The 25,317-nt window shown below is 64.0% G+C and carries 20 protein-coding genes; 12 read left to right on the top strand and 8 right to left on the bottom strand.

Annotation, left to right across the window (positions count from 1 at the left end; genetic code table 11):
- Window positions 1-9: 9 nt before the first annotated feature.
- The 7 genes from ABID44_RS11115 (at window position 10) to ABID44_RS11085 (ending at window position 6,657) form a co-directional block, all read left to right on the top strand.
- Window positions 10-1,161, top strand: a complete 1,152-nt coding sequence (locus ABID44_RS11115; RefSeq protein WP_354151780.1) for an aminodeoxychorismate synthase component I — start codon at window positions 10-12, stop codon at window positions 1,159-1,161.
- Complete coding sequence (locus ABID44_RS11110; RefSeq protein ID WP_354151779.1) at window positions 1,110-1,775, top strand: aminotransferase class IV family protein; 666 nt, start codon at window positions 1,110-1,112, stop codon at window positions 1,773-1,775. The genes ABID44_RS11115 and ABID44_RS11110 overlap by 52 nt, the downstream gene beginning before the upstream one ends.
- A gap of 152 nt (window positions 1,776-1,927) precedes the next feature.
- The gene (locus ABID44_RS11105; protein WP_354151778.1) at window positions 1,928-3,376 is read left to right on the top strand and encodes a homospermidine synthase; all 1,449 of its coding nucleotides are present in this window, start codon (window positions 1,928-1,930) and stop codon (window positions 3,374-3,376) included.
- Between the two features lie 83 nt (window positions 3,377-3,459).
- Window positions 3,460-3,843 carry an outer membrane lipoprotein Omp10 gene (gene omp10, locus ABID44_RS11100; protein WP_354151777.1) on the top strand — a complete coding sequence of 128 codons (384 nt, stop codon included), beginning with the start codon at window positions 3,460-3,462 and terminating at the stop codon, window positions 3,841-3,843.
- A 117-nt stretch (window positions 3,844-3,960) separates the two neighbouring features.
- Complete coding sequence (hemH, locus tag ABID44_RS11095; RefSeq protein ID WP_354151776.1) at window positions 3,961-5,022, top strand: ferrochelatase; 1,062 nt, start codon at window positions 3,961-3,963, stop codon at window positions 5,020-5,022.
- Between the two features lie 183 nt (window positions 5,023-5,205).
- Window positions 5,206-6,168, top strand: coding sequence for an SPFH domain-containing protein (locus ABID44_RS11090; RefSeq protein ID WP_354151775.1), 963 nt, complete (start codon window positions 5,206-5,208; stop codon window positions 6,166-6,168).
- 21 nt (window positions 6,169-6,189) lie between these two features.
- Window positions 6,190-6,657 carry an NfeD family protein gene (locus ABID44_RS11085; protein ID WP_354151774.1) on the top strand — a complete coding sequence of 156 codons (468 nt, stop codon included), beginning with the start codon at window positions 6,190-6,192 and terminating at the stop codon, window positions 6,655-6,657.
- A gap of 6 nt (window positions 6,658-6,663) precedes the next feature.
- On the opposite strand, the gene ABID44_RS11080 is transcribed toward ABID44_RS11085, so the two are convergent.
- Window positions 6,664-7,119 (bottom strand): DUF411 domain-containing protein, encoded by a 456-nt coding sequence (locus tag ABID44_RS11080; RefSeq protein ID WP_354151773.1) that lies wholly within the window; start codon window positions 7,117-7,119, stop codon window positions 6,664-6,666.
- A 107-nt stretch (window positions 7,120-7,226) separates the two neighbouring features.
- Entirely contained in the window at window positions 7,227-8,219 is a 993-nt protein-coding gene (locus ABID44_RS11075) for a KpsF/GutQ family sugar-phosphate isomerase (protein ID WP_354151772.1), read from the bottom strand.
- A gap of 180 nt (window positions 8,220-8,399) precedes the next feature.
- Between ABID44_RS11075 and ABID44_RS11070 the strand changes: the two genes are divergently transcribed.
- Window positions 8,400-9,959, top strand: coding sequence for an outer membrane beta-barrel protein (locus tag ABID44_RS11070; RefSeq protein ID WP_354151771.1), 1,560 nt, complete (start codon window positions 8,400-8,402; stop codon window positions 9,957-9,959).
- A gap of 71 nt (window positions 9,960-10,030) precedes the next feature.
- Here ABID44_RS11070 and galU read toward each other — a convergent pair whose 3' ends face one another.
- Window positions 10,031-10,915 carry a UTP--glucose-1-phosphate uridylyltransferase GalU gene (gene galU / locus ABID44_RS11065; protein WP_354151770.1) on the bottom strand — a complete coding sequence of 295 codons (885 nt, stop codon included), beginning with the start codon at window positions 10,913-10,915 and terminating at the stop codon, window positions 10,031-10,033.
- 209 nt (window positions 10,916-11,124) lie between these two features.
- Between galU and ABID44_RS11060 the strand changes: the two genes are divergently transcribed.
- Window positions 11,125-12,348, top strand: a complete 1,224-nt coding sequence (locus tag ABID44_RS11060; protein WP_354151769.1) for a lytic murein transglycosylase — start codon at window positions 11,125-11,127, stop codon at window positions 12,346-12,348.
- Window positions 12,349-12,455: 107 nt separating this feature from the next.
- Window positions 12,456-13,658 (top strand): SGNH/GDSL hydrolase family protein, encoded by a 1,203-nt coding sequence (locus tag ABID44_RS11055; RefSeq protein WP_354151768.1) that lies wholly within the window; start codon window positions 12,456-12,458, stop codon window positions 13,656-13,658.
- A gap of 30 nt (window positions 13,659-13,688) precedes the next feature.
- Here the strand turns inward: ABID44_RS11055 and ABID44_RS11050 are convergent, their stop codons facing one another.
- Window positions 13,689-15,143, bottom strand: a complete 1,455-nt coding sequence (locus ABID44_RS11050) for a glutamate synthase subunit beta (RefSeq protein ID WP_354151767.1) — start codon at window positions 15,141-15,143, stop codon at window positions 13,689-13,691.
- 195 nt (window positions 15,144-15,338) lie between these two features.
- Window positions 15,339-20,066, bottom strand: a complete 4,728-nt coding sequence (gene gltB / locus ABID44_RS11045) for a glutamate synthase large subunit (RefSeq protein ID WP_354151766.1) — start codon at window positions 20,064-20,066, stop codon at window positions 15,339-15,341.
- Between the two features lie 445 nt (window positions 20,067-20,511).
- Here gltB and ABID44_RS11040 point away from each other — a divergent pair, with 445 nt between their 5' ends.
- Complete coding sequence (locus tag ABID44_RS11040) at window positions 20,512-21,561, top strand: threonine aldolase family protein (RefSeq protein ID WP_354151765.1); 1,050 nt, start codon at window positions 20,512-20,514, stop codon at window positions 21,559-21,561.
- 67 nt (window positions 21,562-21,628) lie between these two features.
- On the opposite strand, the gene ABID44_RS11035 is transcribed toward ABID44_RS11040, so the two are convergent.
- Entirely contained in the window at window positions 21,629-22,099 is a 471-nt protein-coding gene (locus tag ABID44_RS11035; RefSeq protein WP_354151764.1) for an Hsp20 family protein, read from the bottom strand.
- Between the two features lie 410 nt (window positions 22,100-22,509).
- On the opposite strand from ABID44_RS11035, the gene ABID44_RS11030 reads away from it, so the two are divergent.
- Window positions 22,510-23,475: an alpha/beta fold hydrolase gene (locus tag ABID44_RS11030; RefSeq protein ID WP_354151763.1), complete on the top strand. Its 966-nt coding sequence runs from the start codon at window positions 22,510-22,512 to the stop codon at window positions 23,473-23,475.
- 5 nt (window positions 23,476-23,480) lie between these two features.
- On the opposite strand, the gene hisN is transcribed toward ABID44_RS11030, so the two are convergent.
- Window positions 23,481-24,254: a histidinol-phosphatase gene (gene hisN / locus ABID44_RS11025; RefSeq protein WP_354151844.1), complete on the bottom strand. Its 774-nt coding sequence runs from the start codon at window positions 24,252-24,254 to the stop codon at window positions 23,481-23,483.
- 108 nt (window positions 24,255-24,362) lie between these two features.
- Window positions 24,363-25,256: an N-formylglutamate amidohydrolase gene (locus ABID44_RS11020; RefSeq protein ID WP_354151762.1), complete on the bottom strand. Its 894-nt coding sequence runs from the start codon at window positions 25,254-25,256 to the stop codon at window positions 24,363-24,365.
- Window positions 25,257-25,317: the final 61 nt, after the last annotated feature.

Genomic DNA, 25,317 nt, shown 5'->3' with positions numbered 1-25,317 from the left:
GGGGCAAGCGTGACGGACGCCCCCTTCATACTCTTCCGCAACGATCCGGCCGGGCATGAAACACTGTTCGAGCAGCCGGCGGAGATCGTTGCACCTTTCCGAGCCAGCGAATTCGAGCACGCATGGGAGCGGCTTCAGGCCGCCCATGAGGCAGGAAAATGGCTGGCCGGCTATGTCTCCTACGAGGCAGGCTATCTGCTGGAACCGAAACTCGCGCCATTGCTGCCCGATGGGCGGCGCGCGCCACTGCTGTGCATCGGCGTCTTCGACGCGCCGCAGGAGCGGAACCTGTCCGCTTCCGGCCGCATAGCGAGCAATGGCCCGATCCACGATGCGCGGGCGAGTTGGTCCTTCGCGGATTACGAAAAGCGATTTTCCCGCCTGCACCGGCATCTGCGCGAAGGCGATTGCTATCAGGGCAACCTGACCTTCCGCGTCGATGCGCAATGGTCCGGCGCGCCGCTGGCCGCCTTCGACGCGCTGACGGAGCGCCAGCCGGTCCGTTACGGAGCGCTGGCGTCGCTCGGACCCGGCCCTGTCGTGCTGTCACGTTCGCCCGAGCTGTTTTTCGAGGTCGATGATGAAGGCTGGATCGAGACCCATCCGATGAAGGGCACCGCCCCGCGCGGAGCGACGCCGGCCGAAGACGATCGGATGAGGGACTTCCTGCGCAACGACGAGAAGAACCAGGCCGAGAACCGGATGATCGTCGACCTGCTGCGCAACGACATTTCCCTGATCTCGGAAGTCGGCTCGCTCGACGTGCCCGAACTGTTCCGCGTCGAAAGCTATCCCACGGTCCACCAGATGGTGAGCCGGGTGCGGGCGAAGCTGCTGCCCGGCCTGTCGCTGCGTCACATCTTCGCCGCCCTGTTTCCGTGCGGCTCGATCACCGGTGCGCCCAAGATCAGGGCGATGGAGATATTGCGCGAGCTGGAGACCGGCCCCCGCGACGTCTATTGCGGGGCCATCGGCTGGGTCGCACCGAGTGGAAACATGCGCTTTTCAGTCGCCATCCGCACCATCTCGCTCTTTTCCAGCGGCGAGGCCATCTACAATGTCGGCGGCGGCGTGGTGTTCGACTCCACGGCGGAGGAGGAATATCGGGAATGCCTGCTGAAAGCCCGCTTCGCGACGGGAACGGTCCCGGCTTCAAGCTGATCGAAACATTGCGCTGGGAGCCGGCGAAAGGCTTCCTTCGGCTGGAGCGGCATCTGGCGCGCCTTGCCGCTTCGGCCCACGCGCTCGGCTTCGCCTGCGCCCCGGACATGGCCGGGCGAGCGCTGGAGCAAGCAGTCACCGGAAAAGAAACGCCGCAGCGTATGCGCCTGCTTCTCGGGTTCGACGGGTCGGTCGAGGCGGCGGCCCAGCCTTTCCAGCCCCTGCCGCAAGGCGCGGTCTGGACCCTGCGGCTGGCGACTGCGCGCCTCTCCTCCGCCGATGGTCTGTTGCGCCACAAGACCACGCGTCGCCACCCCTATGAACACGCCCGCGCCGAATATCCGGCGACGGAGGCGGACGAGGTTTTGCTGTTGAACGAACGCGGTGAGCTTTGCGAAGGCGTCATCACCAGCCTGTTCGCGGATTTCGGCGGCGGCGCTTTCGTCACCCCGCCGCTCGATTGCGGGCTTCTGGCCGGCATATTGCGCGAAGAGCTGATCGATCAGGGGCGCGCCGTGGAAGGTGTCATCACTCCTGAAGCCCTGCGCCGGGCGCGCGCGATCTTCATGGGAAACTCCCTGCGCGGCCTGATTTCCGCGCGTCTCCTGCCGTAACGGCAACACTTGCCGGTGCTTACCATATTGGCAGATTGGCCTAAGCCGACATCGAATTCGGCGGGTTTCACTGGTATGTGACAAAGATCTGTGATTGTTGCGCCAGCCTGCGGCAAGGCTGCCGGCGGCGAACGAACAGGAGCGAGCGAACAATGGCGAATGCGAAGTGGCCGGTTCACGGCGAGATCACGGGCCCCATCGTCATGATCGGCTTCGGCTCGATCGGGCGCGGCACGCTGCCGCTGATCGAGCGCCATTTCCGTTTCGACAAGTCGCGCCTCACCGTGATCGATCCGCGCGACACCAACCGCAAGCTGCTGGACGAAAGCGGCGTAAGCTTCGTTCAGGAGGCGGTGACCCGCGACAACTACAAGGATCTGCTGACGCCATTGCTCACCGCCGGCGAGGGTCAGGGCTTCTGCGTCAACCTGTCGGTCGACACCGGCTCCGTCGACCTGATGCGGCTGTGCCGAGAACTAGGCGTGCTTTATGTGGATACGGTGATCGAGCCCTGGCTCGGCTTCTATTTCGACGACAAGGCCGACAATGCGTCGCGCACCAACTATGCGCTGCGCGAGAAGCTGCTGAAGGAAAAGCGCAAGCGTCCCGGCGGCACCACCGCCGTCTCCACCTGCGGCGCCAATCCCGGCATGGTCTCCTGGCTGGTCAAGCAGGCGCTGGTCAATCTTGCCGGCGACCTCGGCCTGGACATCGGCGAACCGCCCGCACCGGGCGACCGCGAAGGCTGGGCCAGGCTCATGCGCGACGCGGGTGTGAGGGGCATCCACATCGCCGAACGCGACACCCAGCGGGCGAAAAAGCCGAAGCCGCTGGGCGCCTTCTGGAACACCTGGTCGGTCGAAGGCTTCATCGCCGAAGGTCTCCAGCCGGCCGAGCTGGGTTGGGGCACACATGAGAAATGGACGCCCAGGAACGCGCGCAAACACAAGAAGGGCTGTGGCGCGGCCATCTGGCTCGAACAGCCCGGCGGCAACACCCGCGTGCGAAGCTGGTGTCCGACGTCAGGCCCGCAATACGGCTTCCTCGTCACCCACAACGAGGCGATCTCGATCGCCGACTTCTTCACCGTGTCCGGCAAGAAAGGCAAGGTGCAGTACCGCCCGACCTGCAACTATGCCTATCATCCCTGTAACGACGCCGTGCTGTCGATGCACGAGATGTTCGGCGCAGCCGGGCGCGCCCAGGAAGTCCAGCATGTTCTGGAGGAAAACGAACTGGTCGACGGCGTGGACGAGCTCGGCGTTCTGCTCTATGGCCACGACAGGAACGCCTATTGGTACGGCTCGCAGCTTTCGCTGGCCGAGGCGCGCAAGCTGGCCCCCTATCAGAACGCGACCGGGCTTCAGGTCAGTTCCGCCGTGCTTTCCGGCATGGTCTGGGCGCTCGAAAACCCTGAGGCCGGCATCGTCGAGGCCGACGAAATGGATTACCGGCGTTGCCTTGAGGTGCAGTCGCCCTATCTGGGTCCGGTGAACGGCTACTATACGGACTGGACCCCGCTCGAGAACCGCCCCGGCCTGTTTCCGGAAAACATCGACGCCAGCGACCCGTGGCAGTTCCGCAACATATTGGTGCGATAGGTCCGGGCGCACCCTGTCCGCGCAGCTTGCAATCGCACCGAAATCGCGCGATTGAACAAGGGCGGATCGAGGAGAAGCGCAAGATGAACAATCCCCGTAAACTCGTAACGGCAGCCGTGATTCTGGTTGCGGCCGGCGCGCTTGCCGCCTGCACCACCAGCCCGCCGCCCCCGCCCGGCGCAGGCGGCGGCATCGCGCGCAGCGGCGTCGAGGGCTCCTGGGTCGATGCGCAGGGCACCGGCCTTTCGACCTTCAGCGGCGGTGTCTTCCAGACCGTTGCGACGGATACCGGCCAGAAGCTCTCGGATGGCAGCTATCGGATGACCGGCCCCACATCGGTGGAGATTTCCGGCACCTCGCTGATCCGCCAGTCGCCAATCAGCTTCAACTGCCTGATGATCTCCACCAGCCAGCTCAACTGCACCAGCGCCACCGGCCAGAATTTCGTGCTGACGCGCCGGGCCTGAGCCCTCGCAAGGCGGCGCATGCGGCGTATCGTCCGCCGCATGCGGGTGCGGCCACACGCAGCATTGCATCCTTGAAGGGTGACGCTAGTTTCTGCGGCTCGTAGAGAAAGCGAGCGCATGACCAACATCGATCAGATCGAAGCCCGGAACGCCACCCCTTCGGCAGCGCCGGCGAGCCACACCGCCGCCCGCTCCGCCAGGACCGGTGTCTTGCTGCTCAATCTCGGCACGCCGGACGGCACCGATTTCAAGCCGATGTGGCGCTATCTTCGGGAATTCCTGTCTGATCCGCGTATCGTGGAGCTGAACAGGCTGATCTGGTATCCGATCCTCTATGGATTGGTGCTGACGGTTCGTCCGAAGAAATCCGGCGAGAACTATGCCCGCATCTGGAACCGCGAGCGCAATGAATCGCCGCTGCACACCTTCACGCGCTCCCAGAGCGAGAAGCTGGGCGCGGCCCTGCGCGACCTCGCCAGTGTCAGCGTCGACTGGGGTATGCGCTACGGCAACCCCTCCACAGGCTCCGTGGCCCGCAAGCTTGTGGAGCGCGGCTGCGACCGCATCCTGTCCTTCCCCCTCTACCCGCAATATTCGGCCACCACCACCGCGACCGCCAACGATCAGCTCTTCCGCGCCCTGATGAAGATGCGCCGCGCGCCCGCGGTCCGCACCATACCGCCCTATTATGACGAGCCGGTCTATATCGAGGCTCTGGCCACCTCGATCCGCAAGCATCTCGCCACGCTCGATTTCGAGCCGGAAGTCGTGCTCGCGTCCTACCACGGCATTCCGAAGGCCTTCTCGGACAAGGGCGACCCATACCGCCGCCATTGTCTTGAAACCACGCGCCTCGTGCGTGAGAAGCTCGGCTGGAGCGAAGAAAAGCTGATGACTACCTTCCAGTCCCGTTTCGGCGCGCAGGAGTGGCTCCAGCCCTACACCGACGCCACGGTCGAGAAACTGGCCAGGAAAGGCGTCAAGCGCATCGCCGTTCTCAATCCGGGCTTCGTGTCCGACTGCATCGAGACGCTGGACGAGATCGGCCGCGAGGTTTGCGAGGAATTCCTCCATGCCGGCGGCGAGAAGTTCAGCCATATTCCCTGCCTGAACGACAGCCCCGAGGGAATGGCCGTCATCGAAACGCTGGTGCGGCGCGAACTGGCCGGCTGGGCCTGAGACATTCCTCCTGTTGAACAGACCCTGATCGTCAGGCCACCGAAATGGCCTTGAAACGCGTCAAATTCCCTCGTTGCGCTTCAAGCCGTTGTTTCAGGCATGTCGTTACCCCGAAAGCCGTTCCCACTTTCGGGCGACATGCTGTAAGGGTTAAGGTGGCGGATACAGTCGAGGGATACCGGAATGCTCGCAGGGTTTGATATTGTCATAGTGGTGCTGGCCGTCGTTGTGCTGCTGGTGCTGTTCGCAGGCATCAAGACGGTGCCGCAGGGCTCCAACTACACCGTCGAGCGTTTCGGCCGCTATACGCGCACCCTGTCGCCCGGCCTGAACCTGATCGTCCCCTTCGTCGACCGCGTCGGCGCGAGGATGAACATGATGGAGCAGGTGCTCGACGTCCCCACGCAGGAGATCATCACCCGTGACAACGCCATCGTCGCCGTGGACGGCGTGGCCTTCTATCAGGTGCTGAACGCCCCGCAGGCCGCCTATCAGGTGGCCGGGCTCCAAAACGCCATCCTGAACCTGACCATGACCAACATCCGCACGGTCATGGGCTCCATGGACCTCGATGAACTTCTGTCCAACCGCGACACCATCAACGAGCGCCTGCTGCGTGTCGTCGATGAAGCGGCCCATCCATGGGGCATCAAGGTCACCCGCGTCGAGATCAAGGACATCAACCCGCCCGCCAATCTGGTCGAATCCATGGCCCGCCAGATGATGGCCGAGCGCGACAAGCGCGCCCAGATCCTGACCGCCGAAGGTCTCAAGCAATCCCAGATTCTGGAAGCCGAGGGTCGGCGCGAGGCTGCTTTCCGCGACGCCGAGGCGCGCGAACGCGCGGCCGAGGCCGAAGCCCGGGCCACGCAGGTGGTGTCGGAGGCGATATCCAAGGGCGACCTTCAGGCGCTGAACTATTTCGTCGCTCAGAAATACACCGAGGCTCTGGCGAAAATCGGCTCCGCCACCAATTCCAAGGTGGTGCTGATGCCGATGGAAGCTTCCTCGCTGATCGGCACGCTGGGTGGCATCGGCGCAATCACCAGGGAAGTGTTCGGCAATGGCGGCTCAGCGGGCGGTTCGGGCGGCGCACAGCGCCAGTCGGGCGCACGCCCGCCAGCGGTCCGTTCGAGCGACGACTGAGCCCGACGGCAGGTAGCAACCATGATCGCGCGCGTCATTTCCGAACTCGGGCCGTGGAACTGGGTGGTTTTCGGCCTCATCCTGCTCGGTCTCGAAATCTTCGCGCCGGGCGTCTACCTGCTGTGGATCGGCATCGCCGCGCTGATTGTTGGTGCGGTGTCGCTGGCTCTTTGGGAAAGCACTTTCTGGGGCTGGCAGGTTCAGGTGCTCCTGTTTTTGGTGCTGTCTCTCGCCTGCGCCTATTTCGGCAAGAAATTCATCGTTTTACGGCAGGGAAATACTGACCAGCCACTTCTCAATCGACGCAGCGAGCAGATGGTCGGCCGTACCGCGACATTGACCGAACCGATCCGCGACGGGCGCGGCCGCATTCAGCTTGGCGACACGCTGTGGCGGGTGAATGGCCCCGACCTGCCCGCCGGAACGCGCGTGCGCGTCACCGGCGCAGCCGACACGGATCTGGAATTGACGGTCGAAAAGGTCGAATAGCGGCGGTCAATACCTGGCGAACACGCTCTGGCGTTCGGCCCCGAACAGCAGCACTTCATAGGAGTCTGCCGCTCCACCTGTTTCCATTCCCGGCGACCCCATCGGCATTCCGGGCACGGCGAGACCGGTTGCGGATGGCCGCTCTTCCAGCAGGCGACGAACCTCCCGGGCTGGCACATGGCCTTCGATGACATAGCCATCCACCATCGCGGTGTGGCACGATTGCAGATCTGCGGGAACGCCAAGCCGGGATTTCAATGGCGCGAGATCGTCCACCAGGCGGTCCCGGACAGTGAAACCCTCAGCCCGCATATGCTCGATCCAGGCTCCGCAACATCCGCAACTGGGCGACCGCGCCACATCCACGGCGGGTTGTGCCGCAACCGCATGCCTTGCGAACAGCGCGGACGCCAGACCTGCCACGGTCAGGCCCAGCATGGTGCGGCGGTTCGGTGTACTCATCGCGATTTCCTTCCAGCAATCCCGGCCATTGCCGGTACGGCGCAAATTGCCACCTTCCAGCGCTGGAAGGTCAAGGCCTTTCGAAAAAAAGCCCGAAGGAAAGCTGATCAGGCGGCGCCGACGCGCAGCAGGTCGTGGAAATGGACGATGCCCACCGGCCGCCCCTCGTCCGCCACCACCAGCGCGCTGATGGAATGCTGGTTGAGCAGCGCAACCGCCGCACCCGCGAACATGTCGGGATCGATGGTCTTGGGCGCGCGTGTCATCACGTCGTCCACCACCGTTTCGGCAAGGTTGCGATGCAGGTTGCGGGCAAGGTCGCCATCCGTGATGATGCCGACCAGCTTGCCGGAATCGTCCACCACACACACGCAACCGACGCGCTTCTGGGCGAGCGTCGCCACCGCTTCCGGCATCTTGGTGCCGGGGGGCACAACCGGGATCTGATCGCCAACGCGCATGATCTCCGCTACCCGCAGCAGATTTGCGCCAAGCTGCCCGCCGGGATGGAATGTACGGAAATGCTCGGGCGTGAAGCCTCGCGCCTCCAGAAGCGCGATGGCCAGCGCATCTCCGGTGACGAGTTGCAGCAGCGTGGAGGTCGTGGGGGCGAGCCCGTGCGGGCAGGCTTCCGTCACCGGCGGCAAAAGCAGAACCACATCGGATGCGCGCGCCAGTGCGGAATTTTCGCGGGAGGTAACGGCGATCATCGGGATCGAGAAGCGGCGCGAATAGGCGATGATGCCCTTTAGCTCGGCCGTCTCGCCCGACCACGAAAGCGCAATGATGGCGTCGTCGGGGGCGATCATGCCGAGGTCGCCGTGATTGGCTTCCGAAGGATGGACGAAGAAGGCCGGTGTGCCGGTCGAGGCAAGGGTCGCGGCGATCTTGGAGCCGATATGGCCGCTCTTGCCGACCCCGGTGACGATCACACGGCCCTTGATGGCCGAAATGGCGTCGACCGCCTTGCGGAACGGGGTCGCGAGCCCATTCTGCAAGGCCTCGACAAGGGCGTTCAGCCCTTCCTGTCCGGTGGCGAGGGTTCGCAGCGCCGATTCGACGACTGCATGCTGGTGGTCGGAGGTCTTTGGCATGGTCATGGGCGTGCGATTAGCGCGTCAGGCGTCTCCTGTCCAATAATTTGCGCCCCTTCACCCATCACAATGCCCGTTTCAACCCTCCATTAACCATCGCGATTTACGGTTCGGTAAGCATGGCGCGCCCGCGCCTTTGAGGTCGTGATGCCGCGTTTCAACTCGATATCGGGGACAGTTCGGCGCGTGGGGAAACTACGCACGCTCCTGCTCGCGGCCAGCATATTCGTGCCGGTGGTTCCGGTTCAGGCCCAGGAAATGCAACTGCGCGGCAATATGGACGAGCCGCTGACGCCCGATATTCGCTTGCAGCACGACACACCGGTGGCAATACGGCCGACGCAGCCTGCACGAACTTCTTCCGATGCAGGGTTGCCTCAGGACACCGGCGCTGCGCGGGGCACCGACCCTCTGGTCGACACCCCGCTGGACGAGGCGCCGGCGAGGCCGCCGCCACAGCCTCGTCGCAGACCCGCAACGCTGGAGGAGCCCGCCGGGGACGCGGCTCCCAATCCACGCACCACCGCGATCACGGCCGAGGAACCGGCGCGGCAGAACCTGCGCGAAGAACATACCGGAGCGATAGAGCAGATACGCCGCCCGCAAGAGGACGACCCTTTCGCCGCGCCCGGCGTGCCGCTCGGCACGTTCGTGCTGCGACCATCGCTCGAACAGGGCCTGACCGCCACCTCCAACGCCGATGGAAGCGCTACGGGCGAATCCGCCCTGCTGTCGGAAACCACGCTGCGCCTCGATGCGGTCTCGAACTGGAGCCGGCATTCGGCCGACGTCACCGGCTACACGACCTGGCGCAGGTCACTCTCCGGCCAGCATGTGAAGGATGTGCGCGGCCGAATCGAAGGAACGCTGAACCTCGATCTGGAACGCGAATGGAGAGCAACGGCGAGGTTCGGCTATGAAGCGTCGCCCGAATCGGCGTCTTCCCCCATCGCCATTCCCGGCATCGCCTCGCAGCCGACGCGCCACCAGATCGATGGCAGCCTGGGAGTCGAAAAGGCGCTGGGCAAGCTGCGCCTGGGGCTGACCGGCGAGGCGCAGCGCAGCATCTACGAAGACGCAAAACTGTCCACCGGCAGCACCCTTTCCCAAAAGCACCGCAATTCCACGCTCTACACTGCGCGGCTGCGCACCGGTTACGAGATTTCCCCGGCCCTGACGCCGTTCGTGGAGATCGAGGGCGGCAGGCGCATCCATGACGAGCGGCTCGATCCAAGCGGATATCGGCGCTCATCCGACCAGTTGGGAGCGAGAGGCGGCGTACAATTCGACCTCGGCGAGAAATTCGGCGGCGAGTTGGCCGCAGGCTGGCTGCGCGAGAGCTATGACGACGACCGCCTCGAAGCATTGTCCGCCGCCACCATAGACGGCACAGTCAGGTGGTCGCCCCAGCGCGGCACCGATCTGCGCTTGCGTGGGTCGACCACATTCGAGGGTGCGACCGCGCCGGGCGAAAGCGGTTCGGTGCTTTACGGGCTGCGCCTGACCGGCGAGCGCCAGATTCGCGCCAACCTGACCGCCAACGCGCTGCTCGGCTTCGACTGGCGCGACTATAGCGGCTCGGATGAACGCGACCTCATCTACACGGCCGAAGCCGGGCTCACCTGGTGGATGAACCGCTATACGGGGCTCACCCTGCGCGCGCGCCATGAAACGCTGGACGGCAACCGCGCCGGACGCGACGCAAAGACCAACAGCATCTTCCTCGGCATTACCGCAAGGCGCTGACGCAAGCCTGTCCGCCAGACGAAACGGGCCGCTTTCGCCGCCCGCTTGCTACAGGCATCCATGGCTGCCGGTCACAGGGGCTTGATCTCATCCAGCAAAGAACGGATGGAGCCGGCCATCGATGCGCTCAGGTCGCTGCGCCACAGCGCGAACGCCACATTGGCTTCCACAAAGCCTTCCGGCGAACCGCAGTCATAAGTCCGCCCTTCGTAGCGGTAACCGTAGAACGGCTGGTCCTTCGCAAGCCGCAGCATGGCGTCGGTAAGCTGGATTTCATTGCCGGCCCCCCTCTCCTGCCCTTCGAGAATGCCGAAAATCTCCGGCTGCAGGATATAGCGGCCGTTGATGTAGAGATTGGAAGCCGCCGTGCCCGGCGCGGGCTTCTCGACCATCCCGGTGATGCGAAAGCCGGTATGCGCCGGCTCGCCACGCCCCACGATACCGTATTTGTGAGCCTCGGCCGGGTCGCATTCCTGCACGGCCACGATGTTGGAGCCGGTGTTTTCGTAAAGCTCGACCATGGAGGCCAGGCAGCTCTTGCGCGATTGCATGATCATGTCCGGCAAAAGCAGCGCAAAAGGCTCGTCTCCCACCAGTTCGCGCGCGCACCACACGGCGTGCCCGAGTCCCAGAGGAACCTGCTGGCGCGTGAAACTGGTCTGGCCCGGCGCCGGCTGAAGCTGTTGCAGACGCTCGAGTATTTCGTTCTTTCCGCGCTGCTCGAGCGTGTCGTAGAGCTCGAACTGGATATCGAAATGGTCCTCGATCACCGCCTTGTTGCGACCGGTGACGAAGATGAAATGCTCGATTCCGGCTTCCCGGGCTTCATCGACCACATATTGAATGACAGGCCGGTCGACCACCGTCAGCATTTCCTTCGGAATGGCTTTGGTGGCCGGAAGGAAGCGCGTGCCCAAGCCCGCAACCGGGAAGACTGCCTTTCTTACTTTCTTCATAATCTAAGCGTCTCACTCTCTTAAATGCCTGCCGCCAAACGGCCGGACAATCACATGCCGACATTGAGGAATACTGAATGGCTAAATTCGGGCGGCCCTAGCGTAAACCGGCGATCCACATTTTCGTTCCCGCCGAGGCCTATGGTAAACTAAATCCTAACCCAATTCCGGCAATGGATTGGCTTTCCGGCATATCTCAGGAGAACCAGATGTCCGATCGCAAAGCTCGCCCCTTCCTGCGCGCCCTGACCGCGGCTAGCCTGTCATTCGCCTTGCTGCTGCCGACAGGATCAGCTTTTGCCGATGCCGGCTTCCGCAAGTGGGTGTCCGATTTCCGCAATACCGCCGTTCAGAATGGCGTTTCCGGCGCTGTCTACGACCGCGCTTTCCGGGGCGTCACCGATATCGATCCTGTCGTTCTCGAAAAGGCCCGATACCAGCCCGAGTTCGTGGCGCCGGCATGGGACTATTTCGACAACCGCGTCCATGACGAGTCGGTCGCCACGGGCCGCGAGATGGCGCGCAAGTGGAAACCCTGGCTCGACCGCATCGAAAAGCGTTTCGGCGTAGATCGCCACGTGCTGCTGGCCATCTGGTCCATGGAATCCAACTATGGCGAAATCCTCAAGCGCGACGACGTGATGCGCTCTGTCGTGCGCTCGCTGGCCACACTCGGCTACGCCGATCAGCGCCGCGCCAAATTTGCGCGAAACCAGCTCATTGCCGCGCTGAAGATCCTGCAAACCGGCGATATCGACGAAAGCCATCTCACCGGCTCCTGGGCCGGCGCAATGGGCCATACCCAGTTCATTCCCACCAGCTATCAGGCCTATGCCATCGACATGGACGGCAATGGCAAGCGCGATATCTGGAGTTCGGTGCCGGATGCGCTGGCCACCGCGGCCAACCTTCTGGCGAAGAATGGCTGGCAGAGCGGCCGGACCTGGGGCTACGAGGTGGTGCTGCCGCCGGGCCGAAAATTCCCGAGCGGTTCGATGTCGCTCGACAAGTGGGCGTCGATCGGCGTCAAGCGCGCTAACGGAAAATCCTTCCCCAACGGATCGCAGCAGGCCGAACTGAAGGTGCTGGACGGTCGTCAGGGCCCGGCCTTCTTGATGATCAAGAATTTCTCGGTCATCAAGCGCTACAACAATGCCGACAAATATGCGCTGGCCGTGGGACTGCTCGCCGACGAGATCGCCGGCTATGGCGGACTGGTGCAGGACTGGAACCGCCCCTTCACCAAGCTCAGCTTTGTCCAGCGACAGGAGTTGCAGCAGCGCCTGTCGCAGTACGGCTACTATACCGGCAAGTTCGATGGTAAGATCGGCTCAGGCTCAAGGGCGGCGATCCTCGCCTTCCAGGCGCAGGCCGGCATGCAGCAGGACGGCCATCCAAGCATGGAAGTGCTGTCGCGGCTGCGCAAGAAATAGCAAACCGGTTCCGCCGGGCGCCTGTGCGCGACCGGCGCGCTCCCAGGAACGGATCGCGAGGAGAGGTCGGCTTGGCTCTGCCACTGTCGCAACGGATCGGAAGGACGATGAAGCCCGCCCTGGCGGGCCTTGTCGTGCTGGTCCTTGGCGCAGGCGCGGCCATGCAGACCTCACCGGCATTTGCGCAGGATCTGCAATTGCGGCCATGGCTGCGCAACCTGTTCTCGCCACGCCGCGCCGAACGCGTTGAGCCACCGGCAAACGTTCCGCAAAGACAGCAGCCGAAAGCCGGCGCGCCGCGCGCGAAAGCGGCGGTGCGCAGCAAGCCGGCCGAACCGGCTTCACCGCCGGCGGCTGTCGTTGAGAAGGAAGCAGACGCACGCGTGGTGCTGGTGGTCGGCGACTTCATGGCGAGCGGCCTTGCCGATGGGTTGACGACTGTTTTCGCCGAAAACCCTGCGGTGCGCGTGGTGGACCGCTCGAACGGGTCGTCCGGTTTCGTCCGTGACGACTACTATAACTGGCCGGGCCAGATAGGCCCCATACTTGAAGCGGAAAAGCCGGCCGTCGTCCTGATCATGATGGGCTCCAACGACCGCCAGCAGATGAAGGTCGAGGATGCCCGCGAAGCGCCGCGAACGGAAGGCTGGACGCAGGAATACAAGAAGCGCACCGTGAACTTCGGCAAGCACTTCTCGGACGCGAAGCTGCCATTCCTGTGGGTCGGCATGCCATCCTTCCGGCCCGGCAGCATGACCTCCGACATGCTCGCCCTGAACGAACTCTATCGCGAAGCGGCCGAAAGTTCGGGGGGCGAGTTCGTTGACATCTGGGAAGGCTTCGTCGACGAGAACGGCGCTTTCATCTCCAGAGGCCCCGACGTTAACGGCCAGCCGGTCACACTGCGCGCCGAGGACGGCATCAACATGACGCGCGCCGGCAAGCGCAAGGTGGCGTTCTACACTGAAAAGCCGCTGTTGAAGCTGCTCGGCCTTGCATCGCCCAATGCAACGACGGCTGCCCCCGCTCCGCTCGTCCCCGCGCCGGGCTCAACCGATGCACCTCTGACGCCGGACACAATCGACCGTACGCCGCCCATGCTGCTCGGCGATCCGGCGCTGGATGGCGGCGTCGAATTGCTTGGCGCTTCCCTGCCTCCCGCAGGGAAGGCTGCAAGGAAGATCGAGGAGAAGGGCGAGCCCACCGGAGCCTCCCCCGGCCGGGCCGACGATTTCACCTGGCCGCCGCAGCGCAAGGCCGCCGAGGCTTTGCAGAACGACACGACGGGATCGGTAGCGCGGGAAAACTGACCGCCCTATCCCGGAGCGGGCTGGCCGTGTTCATCGCGGAAGCAGCGACGCTCCCATCAGCGCCTCGTCAATGGCGCGAGCGGCCTGTCTGCCCTCGCGGATCGCCCACACGACCAGCGACTGCCCGCGCCGCGCATCGCCGGCCGCGAACAGGCGCTCAACACTGGTGCGGTAGTCCCGGTCGTTGGCCGCGACATTAGTGGAGCGGCGGTTGTCGATCATCGTCTTCATGCGCCCGCTCAATTCCGACAGGACGCCTTGGCTGAACGGACCGGCGAAGCCGATGGCGATGAAGGCAAGGTCGGCGCGAATGACAAATTCCTTGCCGACGATCGGCTTGCGCTTTTCATCAACCTCGCAGCACTTCACACCGATGAGCTTGCCGTCTTCACCCATGAATTCCAGCGTCGCCACCTGGAATTCACGCTTTGCCCCCTCCGCCTGGGAAGACGAGGTGCGCATCTTGGTCGCCCAATAGGGCCACACCGCCATCTTGTCCTCTTTCTCGGGCGGCTGCGGGCGGATGTCGAGCTGGGTGACCCTTACGGCCCCTTGGCGGAAGGCGGTGCCGACACAGTCGGAAGCGGTGTCGCCGCCGCCCACCACCACGACATGCTGGCCATTGGCGAGGATGGGTTCCGCCGGCCACGCGACCGACTGGATGTCTTCGCCGCCGACGCGCCGGTTCTGCTGCACCAGATAGGGCATGGCGTCATGCACACCATCGAGACCGGCGCCGGGAATACCGGCGGCGCGCGGCGTTTCGGATCCGCCACAGTAAAGCACCGCGTCATAGTCGCAAAGCAGGCTGTCCATGCTCCTGTCGACGCCGACATTGACGCCGCAGAAGAAGGTCACGCCCTCGCCCTGCATCTGCTCGATGCGCCGGTCGATGAAATGTTTCTCGATCTTGAAGTCGGGAATCCCGTAGCGCATCAGGCCGCCGGGCCGGCTCTCGCGCTCATAGAGGTGAACCTCATGGCCGGCGCGGCCGAGCTGTTGCGCGGCCGCCATGCCGGCAGGCCCCGAGCCGATGATGGCCACGCGCTTGCCGGTCTTCATCAGCGGCGGGTAGGGACGGATGAAGCCGATCTCATAGGCCTTGTCGGCCAGCGCCTGCTCCACCGTCTTGATGGCGACCGGAATGTCCTCAAGGTTCAGCGTGCAGGCTTCCTCGCAGGGCGCAGGGCAGATGCGGCCGGTAAACTCGGGAAAATTGTTGGTGGAATGCAGGTTGCGGATCGCCGTTTCCCACTCGCCATTATAGACGAGGTCGTTCCAATCCGGGATCTGGTTGTGCACCGGGCAGCCGGTCGGTCCGTGGCAATAGGGAATGCCGCAATCCATGCAGCGGGCCGCCTGCTTTTCCACCTCGCTGTCCGACAGCGGCAGCGTGAACTCGCGAAAATGACGAATGCGATCGGAGGCCGGCTGGTACTTGTGGACCTGCCGGTCGATCTCCAGAAAACCTGTTACCTTGCCCATTATGGTTCCTTGACCTTTGCGTGCGGCACGCAGGCGCATGGCGCGCGGGCCGTTCGTACGGGTGCTGACGGTTCCGGGCGCTCAGGCGCGCCACGGCGATTGGGGAGCCGCAGGATGCGGCCCCGCAGCTAGCGCGCAAGCGCTCCCGGTTTGAGGTCTGGCGGGACGCCGTAGAGGAAGAGCGGCGTGCCCATCCTATTCCGCCGCCACATTCATGCGGGCGCGCTCCATCTCCTGCAGGGCGCGCCGGTATTCGACCGGCATCACCTTGCGGAATTTCGGCCGGTAATTCGCCCAGTCGTCGAGTATGGCGCGCCCGCGCTGCGAACCCGTGTAGTGAACATGGTTGAGGATGAGCTGGTAGAGCCGCTCCTCGTCATGGCTGGTCATGTCGCCGGACACGTCGACCCGACCCTTGTGGGCGATGTCGCCGCCGTGATGGTGCAGCTTTTCAAGGATGTCGTCCTCTTCCGGCACCGGCTCCAGTTCGACCATGGCCATGTTGCAGCGCCGGGCGAAATCGCCTTCCTCGTCGAGGACATAGGCGACGCCGCCGGACATGCCGGCCGCGAAGTTGCGACCGGTGCGACCGATCACCACCACCACGCCGCCGGTCATATATTCGCAGCCATGGTCGCCCACGCCTTCGACGACGGCGATCGCTCCGGAGTTGCGCACCGCGAAGCGCTCGCCGGCGACGCCGGCGAAATAGGCTTCGCCCTCGATCGCGCCATAAAGCACCGTGTTGCCGGCGATGATGGAGTCCGCCGCCACGATCCTGGTGTCCTGCGGCGGGCGGATGACGATGCGCCCGCCTGACAGACCCTTGCCGACATAGTCGTTGCCGTCACCAATCAGAGTAAACGACACGCCCCGCGCCAGGAAAGCCGCGAAGGACTGTCCGGCCGTGCCGGTCAGCGTGACGGAGATGGTGTCCGGTCGCAGGCCCTTGTGGCCGAAGCGGCGCACCACCTCCCCCGACAGCATCGCGCCGGCGGAGCGGTCGACATTGCGGATCGGAACCTCGATGCTCACGGCCTGCTGCGCCTCCAGCGCCGGCGTCGCCTGCTCGATCAGCTTGCGGTCGAGCACATCGTCGATCGGGTGGTTCTGGCGCTCGGTCCAGTGTGTCTGGTCGGCCGGAGCATCAGGCTTGTGGAACAGGCGCGAGAAATCGAGCCCCCTCGCTTTCCAATGATCGATGAGCGCGCGCTTTTCAAGAAGATCGGTGTTGCCGATGATCTGGTCGAGATGGGTGAAGCCCATTTCCGCCAGCAATTCGCGCACCTCTTCCGCGACATAGAAGAAGTAGTTGATGATATGTTCGGGCGCGCCCTTGAAGCGCTTGCGCAGAACAGGGTCCTGCGTCGCCACGCCTACCGGGCAGGTGTTGAGATGGCACTTGCGCATCATGATGCAGCCGGCCGCGATGAGCGGCGCGGTGGCGAAGCCGAACTCGTCGGCCCCCAGCAGCGCGCCAATAATGACGTCCCGGCCGGTGCGCAATCCGCCATCGACCTGCAACGCCACCCGGCTGCGCAACCCGTTCAGCACCAGCGTCTGGTGCGTTTCGGCCAGGCCCAGCTCCCACGGGCTGCCGGCATGCTTGAGCGAGGTGAGCGGCGAGGCGCCCGTGCCGCCGTCATAGCCGGAAACGGTGATGTGATCGGCGCGCGCCTTGGCGACACCGGCCGCAACCGTGCCGACGCCCACCTCCGACACCAGCTTGACCGACACATCGGCGCGCGGATTGACGTTCTTCAGGTCGTAGATGAGCTGCGCCAGATCCTCGATCGAATAGATGTCATGGTGCGGCGGTGGCGAGATGAGGCCGACGCCCGGCGTCGAATGCCGCGTCTTGGCGATGGTGGCGTCGACCTTGTGGCCGGGAAGCTGGCCGCCCTCGCCGGGCTTCGCCCCTTGCGCGACCTTGATCTGCATCATGTCCGAATTGACCAGATATTCCGTCGTCACTCCGAAGCGGCCAGACGCGACCTGCTTGATGGCCGAACGCTCGGGATTGGCCCCGCCGCCCGGCAGCGGCAGGTAGCGGTCCGGTTCCTCGCCGCCCTCGCCGGTGTTCGACTTGCCGCCGATGCGGTTCATTGCGATCGCCAGCGTCGTATGCGCCTCGCGGCTGATCGAGCCGAAGGACATCGCGCCGGTGGAGAAGCGCCTGACGATCTCCGAGGCCGGCATCACGTCGTCCAGCCGCGCCTTCCTGCGGCCGACCTCCTCCGCGGTCCTGATCCTGAACAGGCCGCGGATGGAGTGGGCGCTGGAGGACGCGTCGTTCACCTGCTCGGAGAAGGTCTTGAAGGTTTCCCAGGAGCCTTGCCGCACGGCATGCTGGAGGTTCGCCACCGCATCCGGCGTCCAGGCATGAGCCTCGCCGCGCATGCGGAAATTATAGTCTCCGCCAACTTCCAGCGCACGGCGCAGCACCGGATCGTCACCGAAGGCCGATTCATGGCGGGAGACGGTTTCGGTCGCGATCTGCTCAAGTCCCACACCCTCGATCAGCGTGGCGGTGCCGGTGAAATATTTGTCGACGAATTCGGACTTGAGCCCGATGGCGTCGAAAATCTGCGCGCCGCAATAGGACTGGTAGGTCGAGATGCCCATCTTGGACATGACCTTGAGAATGCCCTTGCCAATCGACTTGATGTAGCGCGTCACCAGTTCCTGCGCGTCCACTTCCGGCGGAAACTGGCCCCTGGCGTGCATGTCGACCAGCGTGTCGAAAGCCAGATACGGGTTGATCGCTTCCGCGCCATAGCCGGCGAGGCAGCAGAAATGATGGACCTCGCGCGGCTCGCCCGATTCCACCACCAGCCCGACGGAAGTGCGCAGCCCCTTGCGGATCAGGTGATGATGCACGGCCGCCGTGGCCAGCAGGGTCGGAATGTCGATGCGATCCGGCCCGATCTGGCGGTCGGACAGGATGATGATGTTGTAGCCGCCGGCCACCGCCGCCTCGGCGCGCTCGCACAGCCGCTCGATAGCCGCCGGCATGCCTTCGGCTCCTTCCGTCACCGAATAGGTGATGTCGATGGTCTTGGTGTCGAAGCGCTCCTCGGTGTGGCCGATGGAGCGGATCTTTTCGAGGTCCGCATTGGTGAGAATGGGCTGGCGCACCTCCAGCCGCTTTCGGCGCGAGGAACCGACAAGATCGAAGATGTTCGGCCTCGGCCCGATGAAGGAGACCAGGCTCATCACCAGTTCCTCGCGGATCGGATCGATCGGCGGGTTGGTGACCTGCGCGAAATTCTGCTTGAAATAGGTATAGAGCAGCTTCGGCTTGTCCGACATGGCCGTGATCGGCGTATCGGTGCCCATCGAGCCCACGGCCTCCTGCCCCGTGGTCGCCATCGGGGACATCAGAAGCTTGAGATCTTCCTGAGTGTAGCCGAATGCCTGCTGGCGGTCGAGCAGCGACACGTCCTTGCGCAGCGCGCGCGGCTCGACCGGATTGAGGTCTTCCAGGATGAGCTGCGTGTTCGCCAGCCACTTGCCATAGGGATGCCTTGTGGCGATCTCGGTCTTGATTTCCTCGTCGGAGACGATCCGTCCCTTGTCGAGGTCGATCAGCAGCATGCGCCCTGGCTGCAAACGCCATTTGGTGACGACATGCTCTTCCGCCACCGGCAGCACGCCGGCTTCGGATGCAAGGATCACCCGGTCATCGTCGGTGACGAGATAGCGCGCCGGGCGCAGGCCGTTGCGGTCCAGCGTCGCGCCAATCTGGCGGCCGTCGGTGAACACCACCGCGGCCGGTCCGTCCCACGGCTCCATGAGGGCGGCATGATACTCGTAGAATGCCTTGCGTTCCTCGCTCATCAGCTTGTTGCCGGCCCAGGCTTCCGGGATCAGCATCATCATGGCGTGGGCCAGGCTGTAGCCGCCCTGGAACAGGAATTCGAGCGCGTTGTCGAAGCAGGCCGTGTCGGACTGACCTTCATAGGAAATCGGCCACAGCTTCGAGATGTCGTTGCCGAACAGTTCGCTGTCGACCGACGCCTGACGGGCCGCCATCCAGTTGTTGTTGCCGCGCACCGTGTTGATCTCGCCATTGTGCGCGACCATGCGGTAGGGATGCGCCAGCTTCCACGACGGGAAGGTGTTGGTCGAAAAGCGCTGATGGACGAGGATCAGCGCGGATTCGAAACGCGGATCGAGAAGGTCCCTGTAGTAAGCCCCCACCTGACTGGCGAGGAACATGCCCTTGTAGACGATGGTGCGGGCCGACAGCGACACGCAATAGGAGCCGATGTCGCGATTGTCGTTCTCGGCGTAGATGCGCCCCGATATGACCTTGCGCAGGATGAACAGCCGGCGCTCGAACGCGTCGTCATCTCCGGCGTCGGACGGACGGTCGAAGAAGACCTGCCGGTGGAACGGTTCTGCGGCGACGATGCCCGCCGCGCTCGACAGCGACGAATTGTCGACCGGAACGTCGCGGAAACCGAGGATGGTGAACCCTTCGGATTGCGCCGATTCAACGATCACATCGTTCACATGGGCGCGCAGGGCCTCATCCTTCGGCATGAACCAGTGGCCGACGCCATAGGAACCGGGCGGCGGCAGGTCGACACCCTGCGCCGCCATCTCCTCGCGAAAGAAGCGATCCGGGATCTGCACCAGCACGCCCGCGCCGTCCCCGACCAGCGGGTCAGAGCCCACCGCGCCGCGATGCGTCAGATTCTCCAGCACGAACAGGCCGTCCTTGACGATCTGATGCGACTTCACGCCCTTCATGTTCGCGATGAAGCCGACGCCGCAGGCGTCATGCTCGTTGCGCGGGTCGTAGAGGCCCTGCGCGGAGGGCGGGATGCCCCGGTTAGCGATGCGTTTGATGGTGGCCGCCCCCGTCTGTGCGGCCGGCCTGAAATCCGTCGTCACAGATGGCGTCACATGCGTCATCGCTATCGTCCTCCATTTTCGCGCCGGAGAGGCGTCTGTTTGCCTGGGGAGCATCCGGCTCCCGGTTGGGTATGTTTAACCGCTGGCGAGAACTCTTCATGCCCCGCCGGTAAGCGGGGAAAAGCCGCTTGCGCCACCAGTCGGATCGAAGAGCGTACCATACTCCGATCCGGACCGCCTTGCGCGGATAAATAAGACAGCATTACTGTCCTAAATTTCTATGGCAGAAATCAAAAAAACGCACAAGACCGATTCATGAAAAAAATCCACTCTTTTGGATAGAAAGTTGCGGAAGCCTGTCGGAAACGGAAACTTTCGGTCGATCCTTGCGCGCTTGCAGGCGCATTGAACAGCGACAGGCCCCGGTCCGCCTTTCAGCGCCTTGCAAGAAGCCGCCGAAAAGGCTCAATTGCGCGCGGGGAAAACACCAGCAACGGAGCCGCAAATGTTCTTCGCTTCCGACAACTGGGCCGGCGCGCACCCCGCCATCGCCTCCCGTCTGTCGGGTTCCGCAGGCGGCTTCAGCACGGCCTATGGCGACAGCGATCTCGACAAGGCGGTCTATGAAAAATTCGGTGAAATCTTCGAACGCAAAGTTGCGGTATTTTTCGTAGCGACAGGGACGGCGGCAAACGCGCTCTCGCTGGCTCTCTACGGCAAACCCGGCGGCATGGCGTTCTGTCATTGCGAATCGCATGTCATAGAAGACGAATGCGGGGCAATGGAATATCTTTCCGGAGGCGGACGCCTGCGCGGCGTTGACGGCGCGTTCGGCCGCATCGATCCGGTCGCGCTGCAACGGGCGCTCGGCGGCTTTTTTCCTGAATCCGTGCATTCCGGACGTCCCGCCGCCGTATCGATCACCCAGGCGACAGAGATCGGCGCGATTTATTCGCTGGAAGATATCGAGGCGATTTCCGTCATCGCCGGGAGCCGCTCCCTGCCGCTGCATATGGATGGCGCACGCTTCGCCAACGCGCTGGTCGCCCTGGGATGCACCCCGGCCGAAATGACGTGGAAACGCGGCGTCGATATCGTGTCCTTCGGCGGCACCAAGAATGGCTGCTGGTGCGCCGAGGCGATCGTGCTGTTCGATCTCGATCTGGCGCGCGAACTGGCTTTCCTGCGCAAGCGCGCCGGGCAGCTCTTTTCCAAATCGCGTTTCGTCGCCGCGCAGTTCGACGCCTATTTCAGGGACGGGCTGTGGCTTGAAAATGCACGGCATTCGAACGCCATGGCCGCTCACCTCGCAGACGTAGTCGAAGCGGCCCCGTCTCTGCACCTTGCATGGAGGCCGCAGGCCAACGAGGTCTTCGCCGTGATCGGCGACGATCAGGCCGAAAGTTTGCAGGCGGCCGGAGCGGCTTTCCACCACTGGCCGCTGCCGGCCGGCTTCGCCGGGCCACTGGGCGAGAACGAGAAACTCTACCGTTTCGTCACCAGCTTCGCCACCACACGGGACCAAATCGGGCGCTTCGCCAGTCTGCTCGGCTGAACCGGCCCATGAAAAAGCGGCGCGGGTCGCCCCGCGCCGCTTTCCTCTCGGGAGGATGAGAGGAAGATCAGTTGACGGTCTTGGCCTCGATCTGCCTGGCCTTGTCGCCGCTCACCGGGGTGATCGCGATCTTGCGCGGCTTCAGCTCCTCGGGGATGTTGCGCTTCAGGTCGATGTGCAGCAGACCGTTCCTGAGGGCCGCGCCGACGACATCGACATGGTCGGCAAGCTGGAAGCGGCGCTCGAAGGCGCGCGAGGCGATGCCGCGATAAAGCAGCTCCGAGCCGTCGCTTTCCGTCTCAGCGCTGCGATCACCCTTGACGGTCAGCACATTGCGGTGCGCCTCGATGGAAATTTCGTCTTCGGCGAAGCCGGCCACCGCCATGGAAATGCGATAGGCATCCTCACCGGTCTTTTCGATATTATAGGGCGGATAGGACTGACCGCCTTCGGGCTGACCGAGCGTGTCCAGCATGGTGAACAGGCGGTCGAAGCCTACGGTCGAACGATAGAGGGGGGAAAAATCGACGTGACGCATGGTGTGTTCTCCTGTCGAGCAACAAGGTTTGCGTTGTGACTCTCCAAAAGCCCCTGAAGGGCGCTTCCTGAGCCAGCGGCCCCGACATCGGCGACCGCAAGGTACATTTGGGAGCCTCCCAAAACAGTTTCAAGACCCTCGGCGAACATGCAGGTGAACGCCCGATGAACGTCGCGCTCAAAGCCCGTTCAGGTGGCGGTCTCTATTTCTTCACATGCAACGGAACGGCGCGGACGCCAGACCGGAGCCGATGCGGGTGCAACGTCCCTTCCACCCGCATTGTCAGTGGCCGGAAGCCGTCTGAGGCGGCTTCCGGCTCCCTTCCCGGCAACCGATCCTGATTTCCTTTGCAATATGCGCCGACGCTACCTATCACCGTGGTGTGACCCGCAGCACAGCCCGGCGGCCGGATGACAGAGCATTTTTTCCAGACCAGCGACAATCCGCTTCCCGACAACGCCGCCGCCGGCTTCTTTCAGGCCCGCGACGGGAAACGGCTTCGCTACGCCCGTTTCGCGCCGGTCGGACGTCCTGAAAAAGGCACCGTGATCCTGCTGCAAGGCCGCAACGAGTGCATCGAGAAATATTTCGAGACAATACGGGACCTGTCCGCCCGGGGTCTCGGCACGGCGACTTTCGACCTGCGCGGCCAGGGCGCTTCCGACCGGCTGATCCGCGATCCGCAGCGCGGCTATGTGAAAAGCTTCCGCGACTACACCGACGATCTGGAAATATTCTTCAGGGAGATCGTGCTGCCCGATTGCCGCGGCCCCTACTATATCCTCGCCCATTCCACAGGCGCGCTCATCGCGCTGCTGGCCTCGCCCACGCTCGTCAACCGCGTGCAGCGCATGGTGCTGCTCACACCCTTCCTCGGCATCCCCGACCAACGCTATTCGATGAAGGCGATCCGGCGCATAACCATGGCGCTCATGCTTGTGGGGCTGGGCCGCATGTACGTGAAAAGCGGCCGCCAGAAGGCTGCCGCACCATTCGATATGAACGACCTGACTTCAGATCCCGTGCGTTTCCGGCGCAACACATCCGTCTATGACGCGCACCCGCAACTGGCGCTCAAAGGCCCCACCGTGCGCTGGCTGCGGGAGGCGGGCAAGGCGGTTCGGAAAATCAGCGATCCGCAATTCATGGCGCGCATGCGCATTCCAACGCTGATTGTCGCCGCCGGCGCGGACAGGATCGTCTCCACCCGCGCCATCGCGCATTTCACCCGGCATCTGCGGCTGTCGTCGCTGCTCACCATCGATGGCGCCCGTCACGAGATCCTGCAGGAAGCCGACTTCTACCGCGAGCAGTTCCTGGCCGCGTTCGACGCCTTCGTGCCCGGCCACGAGGAAGACGTCTTCACCGCCGCCTGACCCCATTATCCCCGCAATGCAGCCATCGCGGCTTCGTGCAGTTGCGGCGTGGCCGCCGCCAGTATGTCGCCGCCGCTCTCGGCAGGTCCGCCATCGAATGTGGTGACGACGCCGCCCGCCTGTTCGATGATCGGGATGAGCGCCACGATATCATAGGGCTTCAGCCCGGGGTCCATGACGATGTCGACCGAGCCGGCCGCCAGCATTGCGAAGGCGTAGCAATCGGTGCCGTAGCGCGCCAGCCGCACCTTGCTTTCGAAGCTGTCGTAGCGTTTCCGCATGTCCCCCTTGAACAGGGCCGGCGTCGTGGTGAACGAGATCGCGTCGGCGAGGTTCACGGTCTTGCGGGTCGCCAGTTGGCGGGGACCGCCCGGTCCCTCATAGTGCGAACCCGAGCCGTCGGCGTAGAACAGCTCGCCGGTGAAGGGCTGGGACATCATGCCCGCCACCGCTTCGCCATCAACGGTCAGCCCCACCAGCGTGCCCCATACCGGCAGGCCGGAAATGAAGGCGCGGGTGCCGTCGATCGGATCGATCACCCAGACATGGCGGCTGGAAAGATTTTCGCTGCCATGCTCCTCGCCCAGAACGCCATGGTCCGGGAACTCCTCATTGATCAGGCGGCGGATCGCAAGTTCAGCCTGCTGGTCAGCCTCCGTCACAGGGTCGAAGCCACCCGCCTCCTTGTTGTCGACAACGCCCTGGGTGCGGAACCGCGGAAGGGTCTCGGCTGCGGCGACCCTGGCGACCCGCCGCAGAAAATCGGGTGAAATGTGCAACTCTGTCTCCTGGTCGATGAGGCGGGCGCGATCTCTGCCCGCCAAAGTCCTGTCCCCGAAACTTCTCATAGCAAAGCAGGCGTCAAAGTCACGGGCGCAGATGGCGGCCTACTCGGCCGCCAGCGGCGGCGCGCGGAAATGATGATCGCTCAGGGCCATGAGGTCGGCGCAAAACCGCGTCATATCCTCGACCAGCGCGTCGAACCCGGCTGTCTTTTCCAGCGTGTGCTCATTCATGTAGAGGCCGCGGTTGATCTCGATCTGCAAGGCGTGAACCTTGCGCGCCGGCCGCCCGTAGTGCTCGGTGATGAAGCCGCCCGCATAGGGTTTGTTATGGGCGACGGTGTAGCCCATGGCGCAAAGCAGGTCGATCGCCGTGGCGGTGAGCGCCGCCGCCGCCGAAGTTCCGAAGCGGTCGCCGATGATGAAATCGGGCCGCATCCCGCTGTCGCTCACCCGAACCCCGGCCGGCATGGAATGACAGTCGACCAGCACCGCGAAGCCGAATTCGGCGCGGGTTTGCGACAGCAGCCGCCTCAGCGTTTCATGATAGGGCTTGTAGACATTCTCGATCCGCGTCACCGCCTCCGCCAGCGGCAATCGGCCGGAGTAGATGTCGAAGCCCTCGCCCACCAGCTTCGGCACCGTGCCCAGCCCCCCGGCCACCCTTGCCGAGCGGATGTTGCAATAAGGCGGCACCGGCTCCACGAACATGCGCGGATCGAGTTCCCATGGCTCGCGGTTGGCGTCCAGATAGGCGCGCGGGAAATTGGCCGCCAGCAGCGGCGCGCCAAGCAGGACGCAGCCGCCGAACAACTCGTCCACATAGCAGTCCTCGGAGCGGCGCACGTCGCGCTCGTCCAGCCGGCTCATGGTGAGGAAGCGTTCGGGGTAATAGCGCCCGCTGTGCGGCGAACTGAACACGAACGGCACGCGCTGTTCGGCGGCTGACCGCACTTCGAAGGCGGGGACAACCGAAAAATCCTCGGCCGCTGTCGTCAATTTCGATGACCCTTTGGAGACTGCGATTTCATTCGCATGAAACTGCCATCCACGGGGGAAC

It is taken from the genome of Aquamicrobium ahrensii (assembly GCF_040545755.1).
Taxonomy (GTDB): domain Bacteria; phylum Pseudomonadota; class Alphaproteobacteria; order Rhizobiales; family Rhizobiaceae; genus Mesorhizobium; species Mesorhizobium ahrensii.
The sequence above is the reverse complement of the archived record's forward strand: the minus strand, read 5'-3'. Positions and strand labels throughout refer to the sequence as shown.